Origin of the sequence: Dissulfurimicrobium hydrothermale (genome assembly GCF_022026155.1) — a bacterium.
Lineage (GTDB): Bacteria > Desulfobacterota > Dissulfuribacteria > Dissulfuribacterales > Sh68 > Dissulfurimicrobium > Dissulfurimicrobium hydrothermale.
Genome location: NZ_CP085041.1, coordinates 541,781 through 561,169, shown reverse-complemented (window position 1 = coordinate 561,169; position 19,389 = coordinate 541,781). Strand labels below are relative to the sequence as shown.

Below are 19,389 nucleotides of genomic sequence, written 5' to 3'. Positions count from 1 at the left end.
TCCTCAATTACCTGTTGGTTTCACGGATCGCAAAGTCAGGATAGGCCCTGACAGCCACCTCGGCCTGGTCGAGACCTTCAATCTCCAGCTCCCGAGAGACCCTCAGGGGGATTATCTTGTCAAGCAATTTAAAGAATACAAACATCATAACGAATACAAACACCGCATTTGTGATAACACCCGCGACCTGCGCGACAAACTGCAATGCATCCCCATAAAAAAGACCTTTTACAGCGCCGGTTATGCCATTAAGCCCGTCGCCATAGGTGCCGTCAGCGAACAGACCCAGGGACAGAAGTCCCCATGCGCCATTGACCCCGTGTACAGATATGGCCCCCACCGGGTCATCAACCTTCATGACACGTTCTACAAAGAATACGCTTATACAGAGAAGCACCCCTGCGATCGCCCCTATAATCACCGCTGAAACAGAATTTACAAAGGCGCAGGGCGCTGTAATCGCGACCAGTGCTGCAAGCAACCCGTTTGCCGACATGGATATGTCAGGCTTTCCATAGAATATCCACATGTACAGCATTGAGGAAAACGCCCCTGCCGCCGACGCCAGCATGGTATTTACAGCTATTACACCGATTCTCAGGTCTCCACCTGCGAGCGAAGAGCCTGCATTGAATCCAAACCACCCGAAGGCGAGGATAAAACACCCGACTATCGCCATCGGAATATGATGGCCAGGGATGGCGTTCGGCCTTCCATCAGCCCTGAATTTGCCGAGTCTGGGGCCCAGAACGATTGCGCCTGCAAGCGCCGCCATACCACCTGTCATATGGACAACCGATGAACCGGCAAAGTCGAGCGTACCATGGCCTAGGCCGAAATTTTTGCCAAGTTGGGACAGCCAGCCGCCGCCCCACACCCAGTTGGCATAAAGCGGATAGACAAACATAGCGATAAAAAAACCATAGACAACGAACGATTTAAATGTCCACCGCTCGGCCATTGCGCCTGTGGGTATGGTCGCTGTCGTATCCATAAAGACCATCTGAAAAAGAAATAAAGTAAAGACAGCGGCGTCATAGGTATCTCCAGAGAGGAAAAACCCCTTTGTCCCGAATAGTCCGAAGTCTTTGCCAAAAAGATGGACTACAAACTCGCCGTTTAATGTCCCTGCGCCGCCCAGTGTGGCAACGCCCCCCCACACCACCCATCTGGAGCGCAAAACCGCATAACCAGTAGCCGAGCATCCCTATGACGTAAATCATGAAATTCATCGCCATGGTGTGCCCTGCATTTTTGGCCTGCGTGAAGCCCGTCTCGGCCATCGCAAAACCTGCCTGCATGAACATGACCAGAAAGCCGCAGATCAGGGTCCAGACAAAATTTATCGCGATCCTGTTGTGCCCGGTCACGTCCGCCAGTTTTGCCGCAAGGGGCTCCTTCGGCCCAAGGGTCTTGAGATCATCCGCAGTCGGGGCGCCTAAACTTGCACCGATCACATCCGATGCCCCGCCGATGCTGGCGCCAGACGGATCGGCCTTGGCCACGGGAGCGGCAGGAGATGCCGCTGCTGGTTGAGCCAGTTGCGATGGTTCAGGCAGGCTGGATGGGGCAGGGCCAGGCTGTTGAATGCCTTCATCGGCAGAGGATATACCTGCCACACATACCAAAAAAATCGCCAAAATTAATATACCTGATAATCGTTTCATTTATATTCTCCAGATTTAATGAATTTGTTTAGAAACTTAAGCTTGCCGAAACGCCGCCATAGACGAAGCTATCATCTTTTTGGTTATGGCTCCTCCACTTCATGTCGTTTGATGCATCGCCTGAGAGTGGGAAGGACCAATTAATGCTAGGGGTAACGGTTAAATATTTGGCGAGAGGTATATCAAGCGCCGCAGAAACTAGGCCATCATGGAAGTTATTGTATTTATCAGTGCAAATCCCGTTCCGGCGGCATCGTGAATCCACCTTCGGGTAGGCGCCAGCATCCTCAGATATGAGATAGCTTGCCTGGGCGCCAAGGTTCAATGTGATCTCGCGGTACACAGGAATGGAATGGGAAATAGCCGCTGTGATGTACCAGCTTGGATAGTGGGCGAATTCCCTGTAAACTGTAATAGTCGGGGAAAGAAATGTATCAAGCCCGGCGCTCAGGAAGACCTCCTGGGAGTCATCCACGGAATCAAGGGCATAGTAGATATAGCCGCCGTTCAGCTTGACCGGACCAGCCGAGGCGCCATACGAAATGGTCGTGTCGGTCTCTGTCCATTTAGTTTTTGAGCTGTCTGCGTGCCGGTCTGTATCCATATTGCCCCACATGTTATAGGTAAATCCCTTGTAGCCTATCGTCATGGACGGCTCGATGACCATGGAGTCATGACTCAGCTCCTGTCCACGCCATATATACTGGCTCATAAGGGCCACGCTTAAATTCACCGTGGGCCTCTCTTCAACCTGTCCTGACTGTCCGGCCTGCGTGGCCGCAGGGCCGCCTTCTTCGGCGCCTGCGGCAAGCGCGCACATGAGAAAAAATAGCCCGAACACACCGGCCATCATCTTTTTCCACTCGAATTTCCACATAACATCCCCTCCTTTTTATAATGTTTGTCTATTCAAACTATTTATTATTCAAAAAATGTGCCTGAGATCCTGATATAGAAATCGCCTTAAAAAACAATCGGATATGAACTATTTAAAATTTTATTTACAATTTTGAATTTTTTTGAATACAAATTTGTCGTCAAATGTAAGGCACGCAGATCCTGAGGAATGAGGTGTACTCCACATTTCGATATGTACGTTCAAATATGCCTCAGGCCCGCGCTTGTATAGCTTACATCCCTACCTCTTGACATTTGCACATTTTTCTTTTAGAAGTCGTGATACTCTTTGAAACTAAAGAAGAGGTAGTAGTGTTCTAGTTTTTTAAGTCTTAAAGAATTCTTAAAGATCTAGTTTCCGGAGATTGCAGATGAAAACACCCCTGCCAAAGGTGGATGAGATTGAACGAAAATGGTATGTAGTCGATGCAGGTGGCCAGCCCCTTGGACGTCTTGCCTCCCAGATAGCCATGCGGCTGAGGGGGAAACACAAAGCCACATTTACCCCACATCTCGACACAGGCGACTTTGTCATTGTTATAAACGCCGCAAAGGTCAAACTCACTGGCAAAAAAATGGACAAAAAGATATATGTCAGGCACTCAGGATATATGGGCGGCCTCAAAGAGATCACCGCTCGCCAGATGATCGACAAAAAACCAGAAGAGGTCATACGCCTCGCCGTAAAGCGGATGCTGCCGAAGACAAGACTTGGAAACAGCCAACTTAAAAAGCTCAAGGTATACAAAGGCCACGAACACCCTCATCAGGCCCAATCACCTGAGGCGATCAAGCTCCTTAATAAATAGAGAAATAAAAAAAGGAAGACTTTAAAGATGGCACAAGATAAATATTACGCCACTGGAAAGAGAAAGACCGCCACCGCCAGGGTATGGTTAAAAATCGGGAGCGGAAACATATCGGTAAATGGCAAGACATTTGATGATTATTTCAAGTCTGATGTGGCAAGAGTGATAGCAGAAAAACCGTTTGCAATAACTGAAACTCATGACAAATTTGATGTAACCGTTAATGTAGGCGGGGGCGGACTCGCAGCCCAGGTCGAGGCCATTCGTCACGGGATTGCCAAGGCCCTCCTACAAATAAACCCGGACTACAGGTTGCCGCTCAAAAAGGCCGGGCTCCTGACGCGTGATTCAAGATTGAAAGAGCGCAAGAAATACGGCTTGGCTGCGGCAAGAAAACGTTATCAGTACTCTAAGCGTTAAGACGCTTTTTTGATAAGAGGGATGCCCAAACCTGAAAAGGAAGGAATGCCCCCTTCCTTTTTGTTCAATTTAATCCATTCCTAACGAACGATGCTGCGAATTGCGATAATCGGCGGATCCGGATATACTGGGATCGAGCTGTTACGCCTGCTAAGGGGCCACCCTAAGGCCAGGGTCGTTGCCGTCACCTCCAGGAGATTTGCGGGCAAATTGCTGGCAGATGTATTTCCTTCGCTCTACGGCCTCTATGATGGCCTTGCCTTTTCAGAACCAGATATCGGATCGCTGGCCGGAGATATAGACGTGGCCTTCACCGCCGTACCGCACAAAGCGGCTATGGCGATAGTGTCCGAACTCCTTGAAGCTGGGCTAAGGGTGATAGATCTTTCTGCTGACTTCCGCCTCCGCGATCAAAAAACATATGAGGCGTGGTATGAACCGCACAGCGCCCCGCATCTTCTTTCCCATGCGGTCTACGGACTGACGGAGATCTACAGGGCGAAGATAACTGCGGCTAGGCTCGTCGCAAATCCTGGCTGCTACCCCACAAGCGCCCTTCTGCCCTTAATCCCGCTCCTAAGGGCCGGGCTTGTAGACCCCAAGGATATAGTCATAGACTCCAAGTCAGGGGCCAGCGGGGCCGGACGGAATCCATCGATCGGTACCCTTTTCTGCGAGGTCAATGAGGCGTTCAAGGCATACAAGATCGGGGAGCATCGCCATACCCCCGAAATCGAACAAGAGCTCTCTCTGGCGGCCGGGACGGATGTCGTCTTAAACTTCACCCCGCACCTTGTACCAATGTCAAGGGGAATCCTGACGACGATATATGCAAAACCAGCCAAGGCCGCCTCTACATCGGAGTTGATTGAGGCCCTGAGGGTATTTTATCAAGACAGACCATTTGTCCGTATACTGCCTCAAGGCCTCTTCCCGGACGTCTCTTCCGTAAGAGGCAGTAATTTCTGCGACATAGGGCTCAAGATCGAGGGCCGGACAAACAGACTTATCATCATATCCGCCATAGACAACCTTGTAAAAGGGGCATCTGGCCAGGCAATCCAGAACATGAATATCATGCACGGGATCCCTGAAGCCGCAGGCCTTGATGCGGCCCCCCTATTTCCCTGAAGACACCAAAAACCTTTCTTGCCTGTCATGAGGAACATCAAGCTTACCATTCAATATGATGGATCACGCTATCACGGCTGGCAGAAACAAAAAGACAACCCCACCATCCAAGGGCTTCTCGAGGATGTACTCAAGAGGATGACCGGCGAGATGATAAGGCTTATCGGCTCAGGCCGCACGGATGCCGGGGTGCATGCGGCGGCACAGACGGCGAATTTTCACACCATGAGCAATATCTCTCTAAGCGGTATCCAAAAGGGCATAAACAGCATGCTCCCCGATGATATTGCCGTCATCGCGGCCGAAGAGATAGACGATGACTTCCATGCATTAAAAGATGCGGTCTGCAAGCGTTATTCATATCACATTGTCTCATCGCCAGTCAGGCTTCCCCTTTGGGAAGGTCGGGCGTGGGTGATAAACCAGCCGATTGATGCAGACGCTGTCAGGCAGGCCTTGGCCTTCCTTACCGGTGAGCACGATTTTTCTGCATTCAAGGCGAGCGGCTGCTCAGCGAAGACATCGATCCGCAGGATATTCTCCGTTGATTTCAAACAGATATCCATTGAATTTCCGCCTGCCGGCGGCATTCATTATATCTTCACTATTGCCGCAAGCGGCTTCCTCCGTTATATGGTAAGAAATATCGTCGGCGTCTTGGTCATGATAGGGACAGGCAAGATCAGGCCAGATGAAATGAAAAGGATCATCTCATCCAAAGACAGGTCCATGGCCGGACCGACCGCGCCGCCCCAGGGCCTTTATCTGGAAGAGGTGACTTATTGAGGTCGCCGAGGATTGCAAACTGAAACGACAGCGGCCGAAATGACTACTTAAAGGAGATGATAATGATTTTTACCCCTCCCCTTGCCGAACGCGTCAGAAACCTGAAGCCATCGCCTACCCTTGCCATAGATGCAAAGGCAAAGGCGTTAAAGGCCGAAGGGGCCGACATCATAAATCTCTCGGTCGGCGAACCCGATTTCGACACGCCTGAACATATAAAAGAGGTGGCAATAAAGGCCATAAAAGACGGCTTTACCAGATACACGGCAGTTGGCGGCATCATGGAGCTGAAACAGGCCATCATACAGAAATTTCAAAGGGATTACGGACTTGCTTACCGCCCTGAAGAGGTGATGGTCTCAACTGGCGGCAAGCAGGTCTTATACAACATCGCCCAGGCCATTCTTGACCCGGGGGATGAGGTCATATTGCCAGTACCCTATTGGGTCTCATATCCGGCCATAGTGGAGCTGGCGGGTGGTGTAGTAAAATACCTGCCCACAGACCCTCAAAGGGGTTTTGCGCTTGACATCGGCGCGATCGGGACGATGATCACGAACCGCACAAAGGCCATCATCTTAAACAGCCCCTCAAATCCGACCGGCGCTGTGTATGGAAGCGACGAATTGAAGGCCATAGCCGAACTCGCTATGGAACGGAACTTCATGATCATTACCGATGACATATATGATGCCATACGTTTCGACGGCAAAGGACCCGAAAATGTGGCGTCCCTTGTACCAGAGGCAAAGACGAATACCTTGATCGTAAACGGCGTCTCCAAGACCTATGCCATGACGGGCTGGCGTATAGGTTATCTTGCGGGACCGGAGGCCGTTGTAAAGGCCGCAACCAAGATACAAAGCCAGAGCACCTCCAACCCCAATTCAATTGCCCAAAAGGCAGCGCTGGCTGCCCTTACAGGCCCTCAAGACTGCGTAAAAAAGATGTGTGCCGCCTTTAAAGAGCGCAGGGATCTCGTCATGGAGAGATTGAACGCCATACCAGGGGTAAGCTGTGTGGAGCCCAGCGGTGCGTTTTATGTCTTCCCGGATCTATCGCCTTACTATGGCACACGGACCTCTGGAAAGACTATAGAGGGATCGCTCGACCTTGCCGACTACCTCCTAGATATGGCAAGACTTGCAGTCGTTCCAGGTATCGCCTTTGGGGACGACCGGTTTGTACGATTTTCTTACGCGGCCGACATTGCAACCCTGAAAGAGGGCATGGACAGACTGGAAAGGGCGCTTTCAGCACTCAAGCCCTGAAACGAAACGCCCTCCTGATGTAAAATGGGTTTAAACATCAAACAATTTCCTGCAGCCCGGCCTTACGCCAGACCGCCGGATGGATTGAGAAAGATTAACGGCCTCTTGCTGCACGTTTTGCAGCCTTCAGCGGGTTTATCTTCTTGCCGGATTCGTCCTTTGCCACCTCCACCTTTACATGGGTAGCAAAATTACAGATGCCCTTCCGCCATTTCATGGCAGGCTGCGAATAAACCGAGCAATATTCCTTGCCCTCCCAGGACATTATCCTTGCGCATCCCTTGCATTTATCTATTATCTCCTCACAAAGGATGCCCTTGAACATCATCGTCCCTGTTGAAGCACCCGTGGTAGTTACATGTTCCATATCATCGCTCCTATAAGAGGTTACATCCTTAAGTTAGAATTAAGGAATAATTTTTAATATATGCCCCTATATATGTCAAGTTATGGGCCAGCGGGTCATAGACAACCCATGGCGAAACGCATCAAATCGGTAAATGGACACTGGCCTGCCGGGCGATCTTGATAAGACATGGCGAAAACATTTTTCATAAAGTCCATTTGACATCGAGATCTTTTAATTTATTTTAAACCTGATCAAAAAACACCCTCGGGTAATAAGGTAAACGATATGGAAAACCCCCCAAAAGTACTGCTCCGCCTTTTTGCAAGGGCCTGTCGTCGTACTAGACAGAAAAAATGAAGAGGGCTGGCCCGTAGTATTTGCAACAGGAAACGTCAAAGATGTCCTTGGTTATTCCATAGAAGAGTTTGAAAAGGGCCTGATCCGCTATACCCAGATCATCCATCCCGAAGACCTGGAGAGGGTCAAGATCGAGACGGCACGCTGTTCAGCCTCTGGAGCCAACCACTTTAGACAAAATCCCTACAGGCTCATCACAAGGGAAGGAGGGATCATCCATATACTGGATTTCACCACCATTGTTCGGGACGAATCGGATCGTATCATCAACTACATCGGTTACATCATAGACGTGACTGATATGATAAACAAAGAGGCCGAGATCGAGAGAGGCAACCAAAGGCTCAAATTCGTCCTTGAAGCGGCAAATCTGGGCACTTGGGAACTCGACGTGTCTTCGCGAAGGTATGTGGTTGACAGCATGTGGGCCAGGATAAAGGGCTTTCTGCCCGAAGAGGTAAGGCCATCCCTCGACTTTTGGACGGAATTACTCCATCCGGAAGACAAGAAAAAGACCCTTGACACCCTGGAAGGTCACATTACAGGGCGGACGGAGGTATATGACGCAGTATATCGCATAAGGGCCAGAAACGGCCGATGGATATGGATACACTCCCGCGGAAAGGCCATGGGAAGAGACAGTGACGGAAGGGCCCTAAAGATCATGGGCATCCATGAGGATGTGACGCAGCACTATGAACTCCTACACAAACTTGAGGAAAAGGAACGGGAGATAACCGAGGCATACCGTTTCTTTCGACTCACAATAGACACCATCCCTGATATGATCTGGGCAAAAGACATGCAAAAACGCTATATCTTTGCAAACAAGGCGACCTGCGACTTCCTGGGTGCAAACGACCCTGATGAACCTATCGGGAAGGATGATGTGTTTTTCGCCGAGAGATCCCGCGCCCAGAGGCCTGACCGGCCAGACTGGCATACATTCGGCGAGATATGCCAAAATTCCGATGAAGTGGTTATGCGAAACAAACGCAAACAGCACTTCGACGAATATGGAAACGTAAGGGGCAAATTCCTGTTCCTGGATGTATACAAGGCGCCTTTTTTCGATGAAAATGGAAAGATTATAGGGACGGTAGGCGCCGGCAGGGATGTGACCAGAGAAAAGGCCTTGGAGATGGAAAAGGAGGAGATGGAAAAACAGCTTCGACAGTCCCAAAAGCTGGAGGCAATTGGGAGGCTGGCGGGCGGCATCGCGCACGATCTCAACAATTTCCTTATGCCCGTACTCGGCTATTCGGAGATGGCCGCAAGGCTTGTAAGGCCTGGCGATGTAATGCATCAATACATAGCCGAGATCAAAAGGGGCGCCGAGCGGGCGGCTAAAACAGTCAGACAGATACTCGCCTTCGCGAAAAAACAACCCTTCACCCAAAAGCCCATTGATCTCAACAGCCTGTTGAGCGATCTCAAGGGCTCGCTCTTTAAATCGCTGGGTGAAAACATAGAAGTAAAACTGAATCTCTGCGTCGATCTGCCGCGTATCATGGCCGACGACTCACACATAGAACAGGTGATAATGAATCTGGTCATAAATGCTAGAGACGCCATGCCGGATGGTGGGACCATCACTATAGAGACCGCCAAGGCCAACAAGGGCTTTAACGGACAGATAGACGAATATGTATTGCTGTCTGTTGCCGATACGGGCTGCGGCATGACAGATGAGATCAAGCATAAGATATTCGAGCCATTTTTTACCACCAAACCTCTGGACAAAGGCACTGGTCTCGGTCTGTCTATGGTCTACGGCATCGTCAGCCGCCTAGGGGGTAGAATAGAGGTCTTCAGCGAACCAGACAAGGGCTCAACTTTTAAGATCTACTTCCCCACAGCACCAAAGACGGAGATCGAAGAAACAGGATCGCTCCAAGGATGGGATCTTGACCAGCCAACCAAACCGCAAAAAGAACTTTATATAGCAGTGGTGGACGATGATGAGATGATTTGCGACCTCATTTCATCGGTACTGAAGACAGAGGGTCACAAGGTCTTGACCTTCACGAAGCCGGAACAACTCCTGAAGGCGGCGGAACAGGACAGACCGGCGCTCGAGCTGCTGATCACCGATCTAATGATGCCCGGCATGAACGGAAAGGAGGTCTTTAAGAGGCTTAAAGGGCTATATCCCTGCCTTAAGGCGATCTATATGTCAGGCTATGCACAAGACACTGCCGATGGCCCCGACCAAGAGGCCGTATTCCTGCAAAAACCATTCGGCATAAAAGAGCTTCTCGATGCAGTGAATAGGGCATCCCGAATAGATTAAATTATGGATCGCATCGTGAGAGACGCCCTTAGGCTAATCACTCCCACTCTATGGTCGCCGGGGGCTTGGAACTTATATCGAAGCAGACCCTGTTCACCCCGCGCACCTCGTTTATGATCCGGTTTGAAAGACGCGCAAGGACATTATAGGGGAGCCGGGTCCAATCCGCAGTCATGGCGTCTAGGCTGTCAACCGCCCTTATTGCGACCACGTGTTCATATGTCCGCTCATCCCCCATCACGCCTACCGTCCTGATAGGAAGAAGTACCGCGAATGCCTGCCAGACCTTGCGGTACCAACCTGAGGTCTTTATCTCCTCCATGACTATCGCGTCCGCTTCACGGAGGATCGAAAGCCGCTCTTCAGTAACATCCCCGAGTATCCTTATCGCAAGGCCGGGGCCGGGAAACGGGTGTCTATATATGAGCTCATCCGGCATCTTGAGTTCATGAGCCACCTTTCTCACCTCATCCTTAAAGAGTTCTCTCAGCGGTTCAATCAACTCTAGCCTCATCACCTCAGGTAGCCCGCCTACATTATGATGGCTCTTGATAACGGCGGAAGGTCCTTTGAAGGATACGCTCTCTATCACGTCTGGATACAAGGTGCCTTGCGCAAGGAAACTTACCTGACCGATCCGACCCGCCTCCTCTTCGAATATGCGGATAAACTCCTCACCTATGATCTTCCGTTTCCTTTCAGGCTCAGCGACCCCTTTCAGCCTCTCAAGAAACCTCTTTGCAGCATCCACATAATGCACATTGAGCCCTATGCCATTTAGAAAAGCAAGCACCGCTTCCGCCTCGCCCTTTCTCAAAAGCCCGTTGTTTACAAAGATACTGATCAAGTTCCCACCTATAGCCTTGTTGACTATAAGGGCTGTTACCGTGGAATCAACGCCGCCAGAGAGGGCGCATATGACCCTTTTGCTGCCGACCCTCGCCCTGATATCCTCTATGGCGGCTGTCACAAACGACCCCATGTCCCAGACAGGCCGACAGCCGCAGACCCTGAATAAGAAATTGCGTATGATATCATCACCTATCTCGGTATGAACCACTTCAGGATGGAACTGCACCCCGAAGATAGGAAGCCTTTTGTGGCGCATCGCAGCGACAGGGGATGACCCACTGCTGGCCACAGCGACAAAATCCTCAGGCATCACATCAATCCTGTCCCCGTGACTCATCCAGACCTGATGCGTGACCGGCGCCTGGGCCAACCCCTGGAATATCTCGCCGTGCTCCTCTATGACAAGCCTTGCCGGTCCGAATTCCCTTCGTACACCCTTTTCGACCTGCCCACCCATAATATGTGCAGTAAGTTGCATGCCATAGCAAATACCGAGTATAGGGATCCCAAGCCTGAAAAGTCCAGACGGTACCTTGGGCGCACCCTGATCATAGACGCTCGCCGGTCCGCCGGAGAGGATTATCCCCTTAGGTGCCATCTTCCTTATCTCATCTAAACCCAGGCTGAATGGATGAATCTCGCAATAGACCTTGGCCTCGCGCACGCGCCTTGCTATGAGCTGGGTGGTCTGCGAACCAAAATCGAGTATGAGTATCCGCTCTCTGTGCATATCTTTCATCAGGGCCTCCGGACCATAGGTTTGAGCTTTATAATAGCAATCTTGCCTTCAAATGTCATTTGGTTTTGCTGGGCGGCAGCGGCCTGGCAAAACCAAAAAATGGGAATTTTTTCGATTTTTGCTAGCTTGACACTTGCCGAGCCATTCAATTGCAGTTAGGATCAAACGCCGCTGCATAGACCCCAAACGCCGGCTGACTACGATGTGATCGGCTGGCGTACATACGAAGGGGAAGATTGTGGCATAAATCAGGCAAGGATTGAGACATGGCTGTAGTTCTGCCCTTTCGCGGGCTCAGATATGACCAAGATCGCGCAGGTTTAATAGACACCCTCGTAGCACCTCCCTATGATGTAGTCACCCAGGAGGAGCGGGAATGGCTTATCGCACAAAACCCTTACAATATATTTTCACTTGAACTGCCGCACGGAAACGAAGACAGATACGAACGGGCGAAGCACCTTTTCAATGCCTGGATGACCGATGGGATACTCAAAAAAGAAGATGCCCCTGCGATATATCCCTACCAAATAGAATTCCACTTGAAGGGAAAGGTCTTATCAAGACTGGGCTTTGTGGCGCTTGTCAAGATAGAGGAATGGGGGAGCCGCATCATCCGTCCGCATGAAAAGACCTTCGACAGGGTAACCGAAGACAGATATAGGCTTTTGAGCGCCACAAGGGCCCAATTCAGCCAGATATTCGTCATCTACAGACACAACGAACCCGTCTCGTCGCTGCTGTCCTTGTATATTGAAAAATCTGAAGATGGACCTGTGTGTGCAGCAAGAGACAGGGCCGGAAACAACCACAGGCTATGGCGCATAACCGACAAGGATGCAATCAAAGGCATCCACGATGCCCTTATCGACCAGCCGCTCTACATAGCCGACGGCCATCACCGCTATACAACCGCATTAAAATACAAAAAGGACATGAACGCCCGACTGGGCGGCGATCCCGCAATGCCTTTCAATTACCTAATGGCCTACCTTGTCGATGCAGAAGATCCAGGCCTTGCAATCCTGCCGACCCACAGGATGGTCACCCTTGATACCGAAGGGTTCGACAGGCTTAACAGGCTTTCGAGCACCTTTGAAACAAAAAAGATAGAGGCCGACGGAAACGGGCTCTGTCAAAGGCTTGAAGCCGCACTTGCAAAGGGATCGGACATACCTTCCTTCGGCGTGGTCTTGGATCATGGGAAAAGGGCCGAGATATGGCAACTCAAGGACGAGGCAGCGAAAGACCTGCCGCCCCATAAAAGGTTCGATGTCTTGGTGCTCGAAGAAACCATCCTTAAGGCGCTGCCTTGCAGGTCGATTGCATATTCATCTGAATGCAAAGAGGCCCTTAAGGGATTGGGCCAAGACCAGGTGCTCTTTTTGCTGAGGCCTACACCGATTGACAAGGTGCTTGACATAGCTGATCGGGGACTTACCATGCCCCACAAATCCACCTTCTTCTATCCGAAAATCCTCACCGGCCTTGTTGTAAACCAAGCCGGTGAGGATGGCAGGATCGAGCCATTATAAGGCCTGATGGTACATCCAGCTACTCAAGAAAGTATCTCAGCCTGTCCTTGCGGCTTGAGTGCCTGAGGCGGTTTAAGGCCTTTTTCTCTATCTGACGGATACGCTCACGGGAGACATTAAAGCGCTTGCCGATCTCCTCAAGTGTGTATTCGCTGTCTTCTCCTATGCCGAAACGCAGCCTTATAATCTTTTCCTCGCGTGGAGAGAGCGTGGCGAGTATGCCCTTAACACGCTCGGTAAGCTCCTTTTCCTTGACGGTCTCATAAGGAGATGCGGCGTCTCTATTCTCTATAAAGTCGCCAAGGGTGCTGTCTTCATCGCCGACTGGCGTCTCAAGCGATACCGGCTCCCTTGAGGCCTCAAGGATTGAATATATCTTCTCCATGGGAAGTCCTGTCCGTTCGGATATCTCGAGCGGCGCCGGTTCCCTGCCGAGCTCCTTCACTAAGGCATAAAAGGCCTTAAAAAACTGGCTCCTGAGTTCCAAAAAATGGACCGGGAGGCGGATAGTTCGGGTTTTGTCAAGGATAGCCCTTGTAATGGCTTGGCGTATCCACCAACTGGCATAGGTGGAAAACTTGTTACCCTTTGTATAGTCAAACCTGAAGACTGCACGCATAAGCCCCATATTGCCTTCTTGAATAAGATCAGCCAAGGAAAGACCCTGATGCATATAGCGCTTGGCGATGCTCACCACAAGGCGCAGGTTTGCATTGATCATCTGGTCCTTGGCCCTTTCCACCTTCTGGCTGTTTTCCTTGATAAAGGCCAGAAGCTCGCTTAATGATGCATCATCAGGGTGTTGGGCGCATATCTCGCTTACTGTCTTTACAAGGTGATTGAGCTGGTGCTTCTTGGGTTTGAGGGATGGGTCGCGGCGCCTCCATATGCGTATCTGCTCCTTCAGCGCCTCAAGCTCAGGCCACTCCGATTCGTACTCCATTATGGCAAATATGATGCTGTTAAAACCGTCCCGTATCGTGCGGCTCAGTTCCTCTTCCCTCTCGGGTGTCAAGAGTTCATAGCGCCCCATCTCCCTGAGATAAGTAGTTGTAATCTCCTCGGTCTCAGAATATTCCCCCATCTCCATCACGGCTGGGGCCGCTTCAACGCTTATGTCGGTATCAGAAATCTCGAGGTCGGCCACATCGACATCTATCTCCGCCATCTCTACATCTTCCTCCGGGATGCCAGGCAGTCCTTTAGCCGCCCCGACCACACCTTCTATATCGCTGTCTTCTATGATCTCTATGTTGTTTTTACACAACAGATCGAATATCTTTTCGATCTGTTCAGGCTCCTTGACATCGTCGGGCAGGAGGTTGTTCAGCTTCTCATAGGTAATAGGGCCCTGCCGCCCGATCTCAAGCAGACGGCTGAGATAGACATCTGCATCAGATTTCTTTTTCTTGCCGGTGATCTTGTCGTTTGTCATATAATCATCCTACCTTGCGGCATTGGTCTACCCTTCCTTGCCGGTCTTAAGGATTACTATAAGAAGATAAGAATCCGGCACAAAAAGGCCAGATTTGATGCCTAAAAAGTAAAATCTTAAAACATTAAGCAAAAAAAAATAAACTACATGCCCGCGATTGGCAAGCATATTTTTCAAGATATGGATTATTATAGTGGATGTAAAGAAATTTTTTTTCAAGATCCTGCTTGGTGCCAAGGTTATTGGGTGCACAGGCCGATCTTATATGATATTTGGATAAAAATATATAAAAATACATAGGGAGCGGCCCATGCCCGCTAATTCAGATCAAACAATATGCAAAAAGGACAAACGGCTGCGCCTCGCGCTCATCTGCGGCGGACGCTCCGCCGAACGCGAGGTCTCGCTTAAGGGTGCCGAGGAGATAAAAAGGGCGTTAAACCCATCGCGCTATGAGGTCATGATCTATGACCCAGCCATTGACATAAGTCGACTCGTCCATGATGCACCCAAGCTGGATGCGGCGTTTATCCTGCTTCACGGCAGACTCGGTGAAGACGGGACGATACAAGGCCTCCTGGATCTCATCGGGCTCCCTTATCAGGGATCAGGGGTCCTTGGAAGCGCCCTCGCCATGGATAAACACCTGAGCAAGGTCATCTACAGATCGGCAGGCATCCAGACGCCAGCTTGGATTCTAATAGAAAAGGACGAACAGCCCACCGAAAAAGAGATCATAAAATGTATCGGTCTGCCGCTAATGATAAAACCGGCAACACAGGGTTCAAGCGTGGGCATGAGCAAGGTCGTATGCCCCGAGGATCTGAAACCGGCAATCGATGAGGCGTTCAGGTGGGACAAAAAGGTGATAGCAGAGGCGTTCATCCATGGCCGCGAGATCACCGGGGCCGTGCTGGGCCTTGAAAAACCTGAGGCCTTGCCCATTATTGAAATACGCCCGGGTGAAGGCCATGGTTTCTTTGACTATCAGGCGAAGTACCAGGAAGGGGCATCGCGCGAAATATGCCCGGCCGAACTGCCGAACGATGTCGCAGAGGAGGCACGGCGCCTAGCCATAATGACACACAAGGCCCTTAATCTCTCGGGCTACAGCCGTACAGATATGATAGTGAACACCGACAACTGTATATTCGTGCTTGAAACCAACACCATCCCCGGCATGACGCGGACAAGCCTATTTCCGCAGGCGGCAAGGGCCGCCGGGATATCCTTCAGTGAGCTCCTCGACAGACTGATAGCCATGGCTATATCCAAAGGTAAGAGCCGATCCCATGATTAAGGCCATAAGTCTGATAGTCAAACGCGGGGCCGAACTACCGGAAAGGATGGGTGAAAGACTTCGTATCAGCCTTGAGGCAAGGGGCGTCTCTGTAACGGTGGGCGAGGTTGACCCAGGGACCTCAGCAGTGGTCGTCCTTGGAGGCGATGGGACCCTGCTCCATGTAGCAGGCAAGGCCTATATCCATAATCTGCCCCTCCTCGGAATAAACATGGGGACACTTGGCTTCCTTACTGAGGTCTCCATTGAAGAGATGGACGCCGCCATAGACATATTATTGACCGGGCACTTCAAGCTTGACAGGCGAATCATGCTCTCGGTCAAAGCGATTGAAAATGGAAACAAATCGGTTTTTGAATGTTACGCCTTGAATGAGGCGATAATAACAAGGAAAAACCCCGGCGGCATCATAGACATCCCTACACGGGTGAACGAGGTGTTTCTTACCTCATATCGTGGCGACGGCCTCATCATAGCCACCCCGACCGGCTCCACCGCCTATAACCTCTCTGCAGGCGGACCGATAATCCACCCGGACATGGAGGCCGTCATCCTGACACCAATATGCCCGTTCGCCCTTAACGCAAGGCCGTTCATCGTCTCTTCAGACGCAGAGATATCCATCTTGATACGAGAAGATCAAAAGGGTGTAAGACTTGTAGTAGATGGCCATGCAGGTTTCGATTTTGAAGAAGGCGGCAGAATAGAGATACGAAGGGCAAAGGGATACTTAAGGCTTGTCCGCTCCCCTTCCAGGGATTATTTCACAATATTAAGGGAGAAACTCGGGTGGTCCAAGGGAGTCGGGATCTGAGCCGCCATGCCGCTGCTATGAGAGGGCGAGACCCCGCCCTCTCATAGACCGCCTGCTGCAAAAAAAGATTAGACCTCTTCCCCTTCCTTTTTAAACCTGGACACAAAACGCTCCTTTTCCCTCTCCATGGCCTCCTTACCGGCGTCGATAGCGGATTCCAGTATCGTCTTTTTTTCTTCGATAAACTCCTTACCCTTTTCTAGGAGGCCTGCTGCCTTTTCCTTCACCTCGTCCGCCGCTTCGCCTGCCCGCTCACGCAGGTAGTTAGCCCGCTCCAAAAGACGTTCCCTGGTTTCAGGACCTGATTTTGGGGTAAACAATATGGCAAGTCCCGCACCTACTGCACCTCCAAGTAAAAACGCCGCCACCACACTGCCGGCTGAAAATTTCTCATCACAACTCATGATTGCCTCCTTTTTTAATAAAATTCCTTGTCAAAAAGTCAACCGACGCCCTTATGCCAGCGGTCATGCCTGCAATCTGTGCGGCAAGGCCTGTCAATCCCGAACGAGCGGCACTGGATACAGCTATCATGGCCTCGCACGTCTCTATGGCCGCATCAAAAAGGCCTTGGGCCTTTCTAACCTTGTCTTTTATGTCGCCGGTAGTATCACGGAGATCCGAGCTCACCTTATTGAGGTTCCCCACTATAACTGATACATCGTTGTCTATCAGCGCTTCAACGGCATCCGCCACCCTGGCGTGGGCATCGGCGGCCTTTTCAAGCGCAATCAAAACAGATTGTATCTGCGGAAGCAATGCGGAGTGTACCTCTGAAAGCGCAGCCGACACCCTTTTTACGAGATCGACAAGGTACGAAACGAGTACAATAATGGCCAATGAAACCGCAACGGCGGCGATGTCCATCCATGTTAAGGGCTGCATATCAAACCTGCTCTTTAATTTTTATAAACCTTGGATCATCCTATTTTTTATAAATGTCCGACACAAATTAAATATCATCATTCAGGCCCAGTTGGCAAGCTTTTATAGGCTGATCAAAAAACGATTGAACACTGCATGCGCCTTTATCAGGCACAAAACCATACCTCATCTCGGTTGCCAGACTGAAGTAAGGAGACAAATATAAAAATATAGTTACAATATAACCTTTATGACAGCGCGAGGCAAATCAGACAAAAACCTTGCCGATTCTGGTGCAACGGCGGTAAGACTGCAGAAATTGCTTTCAGCCGCAGGTGTGTGTTCAAGACGGACCGCGGAAAGGATGATCCTTGACGGCAGGATAACTGTGGACGGCAAAACGGTGACCGAACTCGGCGTAAAGGTTGAGCCTTCAAAAAACCTTGTCTGCGTCGACGGTATCGCTGTAACAACCGTAAACGCGCCGATATATATGGCCCTCCACAAACCCAAAGGGGTGCTCACAACGGTCTATGACCCCTTTGGAAGACCTACCGTAATGGAACTTCTGGCAGACGCACCAGGCAAGGTATATCCGGTCGGGCGCCTGGACATGGACAGCGAAGGGCTTCTCATCTTTACAAATGACGGCGAGCTTGCAAACCGCCTGATCCACCCGAGGCACAAGATTGAGAAGACCTACCGCGTCGTCGTCTCCGGTCGCCCTGAAGGGCATGACCTCGACCTACTCAGGCTGGGGATAGAGATAGACGGCAAAAAGACCTTGCCATGCAGGATAAAAGAGATCAAGTGTAAGGACCGCTCCTCGCTTTTGGAGGTAACGCTGAAAGAGGGGCGGAAGAGGCAGATAAGGATCATGTTCGACAAGATAGGACTTCATGTTATAAAACTCATAAGGATAAAGATCGGCCCGATCAATCTGGGGGATCTTCCGCCTGGCAAGTGGCGTATGTTAAAAGACGATGAGATATCGGCACTCAAGACGGCCGTCGGCCTCCCGGCATCCAATGCAAAGACGGATTGAAGGGGTGAAAAGATGACCATCCAGAAATTTATTATCGCCACCTACAATGTGAATTCGTTGAGATCGCGTCTGCACATAGTAATACCATGGCTTCAGAAGACAAATGCGGATGTCCTGTGTCTTCAGGAAACAAAGGTAAGGGATGAAGAATTCCCGGCAGATGCCTTTAAAGACATAGGCTACAATATAGTCTTCCGCGGACAGAAGGCCTATAATGGCGTGGCCGTGGCGTCGAGGCACGCGATAAGCAACGCGGAATTCGGTCTCGGCGACCCGCAAAACAGCCCTGAAGATGAGGCGCGGCTCATCCACTGCATAATCTCCGGCATCGCGATCATAAATTCCTATGTCCCGCAGGGCAGAGCAGTCGATCACCCCGCCTTTCAATACAAACTTGACTGGTACAGACGGCTGAAGAGACTTTTTATGGAAAGGTATATGGGCAGGATGCCCCTTGTGTGGTGTGGGGACCTGAATATTGCACCTGAACCCGAAGATGTCTACGATCCTGAAGGGCTAGAAGACCATGTGTGTTTTCACATCAAGGCGAGAACGGCCTTTAAAGACGTGAAGGATCTAGGCCTGGTGGATATCTTCCGCAAATTCAACCCGGGGCCGGGCCATTATACCTTTTATGACTACCGTGCGCCGAATGGGATAAAGAGAGGTATCGGATGGCGCATAGACCACATTCTGGCCACAAACGACATGGCAGAGAAGGCGACCAGCGCATTTATCGACATGGATACAAGGCTTGCCGAAAAACCGTCTGATCATGCCATACTTGCAGCAGAATTCTCTGCTTGAATTCGACAAGACTACTTC

General features: G+C 50.6%; 17 protein-coding genes and 1 pseudogene. 11 read left to right on the top strand and 7 right to left on the bottom strand.

Annotated elements, in window-relative coordinates:
* Nucleotides 1-7 precede the first annotated feature (7 nt).
* Together LGS26_RS02635 and LGS26_RS02630 are read right to left on the bottom strand one after the other, a co-directional pair.
* Nucleotides 8-1,667, bottom strand: a pseudogene (locus LGS26_RS02635) (ammonium transporter).
* A gap of 28 nt (nt 1,668-1,695) precedes the next feature.
* On the bottom strand, nt 1,696-2,544 hold the full coding sequence (locus LGS26_RS02630) for a hypothetical protein (RefSeq protein WP_237889114.1): 849 nt from the start codon (nt 2,542-2,544) through the stop codon (nt 1,696-1,698).
* A gap of 391 nt (nt 2,545-2,935) precedes the next feature.
* Here LGS26_RS02630 and rplM point away from each other — a divergent pair, with 391 nt between their 5' ends.
* The 5 genes from rplM to LGS26_RS02605 all read left to right on the top strand — a co-directional run bounded on the left by rplM (nt 2,936) and on the right by LGS26_RS02605 (nt 6,981).
* Entirely contained in the window at nt 2,936-3,373 is a 438-nt protein-coding gene (rplM, locus tag LGS26_RS02625) for a 50S ribosomal protein L13 (protein WP_237889113.1), read from the top strand.
* A gap of 27 nt (nt 3,374-3,400) precedes the next feature.
* Nucleotides 3,401-3,793 (top strand): 30S ribosomal protein S9, encoded by a 393-nt coding sequence (rpsI, locus tag LGS26_RS02620; protein WP_237889112.1) that lies wholly within the window; start codon nt 3,401-3,403, stop codon nt 3,791-3,793.
* 90 nt (nt 3,794-3,883) lie between these two features.
* The gene (gene argC, locus LGS26_RS02615) at nt 3,884-4,924 is read left to right on the top strand and encodes an N-acetyl-gamma-glutamyl-phosphate reductase (RefSeq protein ID WP_237889111.1); all 1,041 of its coding nucleotides are present in this window, start codon (nt 3,884-3,886) and stop codon (nt 4,922-4,924) included.
* Between the two features lie 27 nt (nt 4,925-4,951).
* Nucleotides 4,952-5,710, top strand: coding sequence for a tRNA pseudouridine(38-40) synthase TruA (truA, locus tag LGS26_RS02610; RefSeq protein ID WP_237889110.1), 759 nt, complete (start codon nt 4,952-4,954; stop codon nt 5,708-5,710).
* Between the two features lie 62 nt (nt 5,711-5,772).
* On the top strand, nt 5,773-6,981 hold the full coding sequence (locus LGS26_RS02605) for a pyridoxal phosphate-dependent aminotransferase (protein WP_237889109.1): 1,209 nt from the start codon (nt 5,773-5,775) through the stop codon (nt 6,979-6,981).
* A gap of 94 nt (nt 6,982-7,075) precedes the next feature.
* Here LGS26_RS02605 and LGS26_RS02600 read toward each other — a convergent pair whose 3' ends face one another.
* Nucleotides 7,076-7,348 carry a PxxKW family cysteine-rich protein gene (locus LGS26_RS02600; protein WP_237889108.1) on the bottom strand — a complete coding sequence of 91 codons (273 nt, stop codon included), beginning with the start codon at nt 7,346-7,348 and terminating at the stop codon, nt 7,076-7,078.
* A gap of 301 nt (nt 7,349-7,649) precedes the next feature.
* On the opposite strand from LGS26_RS02600, the gene LGS26_RS02595 reads away from it, so the two are divergent.
* On the top strand, nt 7,650-9,980 hold the full coding sequence (locus tag LGS26_RS02595; RefSeq protein WP_237889107.1) for a PAS domain-containing protein: 2,331 nt from the start codon (nt 7,650-7,652) through the stop codon (nt 9,978-9,980).
* Nucleotides 9,981-10,017: 37 nt separating this feature from the next.
* On the opposite strand, the gene guaA is transcribed toward LGS26_RS02595, so the two are convergent.
* On the bottom strand, nt 10,018-11,571 hold the full coding sequence (guaA, locus tag LGS26_RS02590) for a glutamine-hydrolyzing GMP synthase (protein WP_237889106.1): 1,554 nt from the start codon (nt 11,569-11,571) through the stop codon (nt 10,018-10,020).
* A gap of 266 nt (nt 11,572-11,837) precedes the next feature.
* On the opposite strand from guaA, the gene LGS26_RS02585 reads away from it, so the two are divergent.
* The gene (locus LGS26_RS02585) at nt 11,838-13,106 is read left to right on the top strand and encodes a DUF1015 domain-containing protein (RefSeq protein ID WP_237889105.1); all 1,269 of its coding nucleotides are present in this window, start codon (nt 11,838-11,840) and stop codon (nt 13,104-13,106) included.
* A 19-nt stretch (nt 13,107-13,125) separates the two neighbouring features.
* On the opposite strand, the gene LGS26_RS02580 is transcribed toward LGS26_RS02585, so the two are convergent.
* Nucleotides 13,126-14,541 carry a sigma-70 family RNA polymerase sigma factor gene (locus tag LGS26_RS02580; protein WP_237889104.1) on the bottom strand — a complete coding sequence of 472 codons (1,416 nt, stop codon included), beginning with the start codon at nt 14,539-14,541 and terminating at the stop codon, nt 13,126-13,128.
* A 310-nt stretch (nt 14,542-14,851) separates the two neighbouring features.
* On the opposite strand from LGS26_RS02580, the gene LGS26_RS02575 reads away from it, so the two are divergent.
* Together LGS26_RS02575 and LGS26_RS02570 are read left to right on the top strand one after the other, a co-directional pair.
* Nucleotides 14,852-15,841, top strand: a complete 990-nt coding sequence (locus LGS26_RS02575) for a D-alanine--D-alanine ligase family protein (protein WP_237889103.1) — start codon at nt 14,852-14,854, stop codon at nt 15,839-15,841.
* The gene (locus LGS26_RS02570; protein WP_237889102.1) at nt 15,834-16,655 is read left to right on the top strand and encodes an NAD(+)/NADH kinase; all 822 of its coding nucleotides are present in this window, start codon (nt 15,834-15,836) and stop codon (nt 16,653-16,655) included. Before LGS26_RS02575 ends, LGS26_RS02570 begins: the two co-directional genes overlap by 8 nt.
* A 68-nt stretch (nt 16,656-16,723) precedes the next feature.
* On the opposite strand, the gene LGS26_RS02565 is transcribed toward LGS26_RS02570, so the two are convergent.
* Nucleotides 16,724-17,059: a YtxH domain-containing protein gene (locus tag LGS26_RS02565; RefSeq protein ID WP_237889101.1), complete on the bottom strand. Its 336-nt coding sequence runs from the start codon at nt 17,057-17,059 to the stop codon at nt 16,724-16,726.
* Nucleotides 17,049-17,540, bottom strand: a complete 492-nt coding sequence (locus LGS26_RS02560) for a hypothetical protein (protein ID WP_237889100.1) — start codon at nt 17,538-17,540, stop codon at nt 17,049-17,051. The genes LGS26_RS02565 and LGS26_RS02560 overlap by 11 nt, the downstream gene beginning before the upstream one ends.
* A gap of 229 nt (nt 17,541-17,769) precedes the next feature.
* Here LGS26_RS02560 and LGS26_RS02555 point away from each other — a divergent pair, with 229 nt between their 5' ends.
* Complete coding sequence (locus LGS26_RS02555; protein WP_237889099.1) at nt 17,770-18,564, top strand: pseudouridine synthase; 795 nt, start codon at nt 17,770-17,772, stop codon at nt 18,562-18,564.
* A 12-nt stretch (nt 18,565-18,576) separates the two neighbouring features.
* Nucleotides 18,577-19,371: an exodeoxyribonuclease III gene (gene xth / locus LGS26_RS02550; RefSeq protein ID WP_237889098.1), complete on the top strand. Its 795-nt coding sequence runs from the start codon at nt 18,577-18,579 to the stop codon at nt 19,369-19,371.
* Nucleotides 19,372-19,389: the final 18 nt, after the last annotated feature.

Coding starts and splice junctions, on each gene's coding strand:
- LGS26_RS02630 (WP_237889114.1), bottom strand. CDS start 2,544: ATGTGGAAATTCGAGTGGAAAAAGATGATGGCCGGTGTGTTCGGGCTA.
- rplM (WP_237889113.1), top strand. CDS start 2,936: ATGAAAACACCCCTGCCAAAGGTGGATGAGATTGAACGAAAATGGTAT.
- rpsI (WP_237889112.1), top strand. CDS start 3,401: ATGGCACAAGATAAATATTACGCCACTGGAAAGAGAAAGACCGCCACC.
- argC (WP_237889111.1), top strand. CDS start 3,884: ATGCTGCGAATTGCGATAATCGGCGGATCCGGATATACTGGGATCGAG.
- truA (WP_237889110.1), top strand. CDS start 4,952: ATGAGGAACATCAAGCTTACCATTCAATATGATGGATCACGCTATCAC.
- LGS26_RS02605 (WP_237889109.1), top strand. CDS start 5,773: ATGATTTTTACCCCTCCCCTTGCCGAACGCGTCAGAAACCTGAAGCCA.
- LGS26_RS02600 (WP_237889108.1), bottom strand. CDS start 7,348: ATGGAACATGTAACTACCACGGGTGCTTCAACAGGGACGATGATGTTC.
- guaA (WP_237889106.1), bottom strand. CDS start 11,571: ATGAAAGATATGCACAGAGAGCGGATACTCATACTCGATTTTGGTTCG.
- LGS26_RS02585 (WP_237889105.1), top strand. CDS start 11,838: ATGGCTGTAGTTCTGCCCTTTCGCGGGCTCAGATATGACCAAGATCGC.
- LGS26_RS02580 (WP_237889104.1), bottom strand. CDS start 14,541: ATGACAAACGACAAGATCACCGGCAAGAAAAAGAAATCTGATGCAGAT.
- LGS26_RS02575 (WP_237889103.1), top strand. CDS start 14,852: ATGCCCGCTAATTCAGATCAAACAATATGCAAAAAGGACAAACGGCTG.
- LGS26_RS02570 (WP_237889102.1), top strand. CDS start 15,834: ATGATTAAGGCCATAAGTCTGATAGTCAAACGCGGGGCCGAACTACCG.
- LGS26_RS02565 (WP_237889101.1), bottom strand. CDS start 17,059: ATGAGTTGTGATGAGAAATTTTCAGCCGGCAGTGTGGTGGCGGCGTTT.
- LGS26_RS02560 (WP_237889100.1), bottom strand. CDS start 17,540: ATGCAGCCCTTAACATGGATGGACATCGCCGCCGTTGCGGTTTCATTG.
- LGS26_RS02555 (WP_237889099.1), top strand. CDS start 17,770: ATGACAGCGCGAGGCAAATCAGACAAAAACCTTGCCGATTCTGGTGCA.
- xth (WP_237889098.1), top strand. CDS start 18,577: ATGACCATCCAGAAATTTATTATCGCCACCTACAATGTGAATTCGTTG.